This is a genomic window from Staphylococcus devriesei (assembly GCF_002902625.1).
Lineage (GTDB): Bacteria > Bacillota > Bacilli > Staphylococcales > Staphylococcaceae > Staphylococcus > Staphylococcus devriesei.
The window spans coordinates 1-224 of the sequence record NZ_PPRG01000127.1 but is presented as its reverse complement, the minus strand read 5'-3'; the positions used below and the strand labels follow the sequence as shown (position 1 = coordinate 224).

Genomic DNA, 224 nt, shown 5'->3' with positions numbered 1-224 from the left:
GTATTAGCTTATTTATGTAATTATTGGGACATTGATTACAAAACAGAAGTGCCAGGTCATCAAGATATTCAAAATGACAAAATCGATCCCGGCAATTTATTAGAAGCATGTGGTTATTCACGTAATATTAAAAATCTTGATAAGCAAATAGCAAAATATATTAATGGGGTGCAAGAAGAAACAAGCGAGAAACCTAGTGAAAAGTTATTAGAAAAAACAAAAGA

General features: G+C 30.4%; 1 pseudogene. It reads left to right on the top strand.

From position 1 onward, the window contains the following. Positions 1-224: pseudogene (locus CD147_RS11955) on the top strand (N-acetylmuramoyl-L-alanine amidase); the annotation flags it as partial.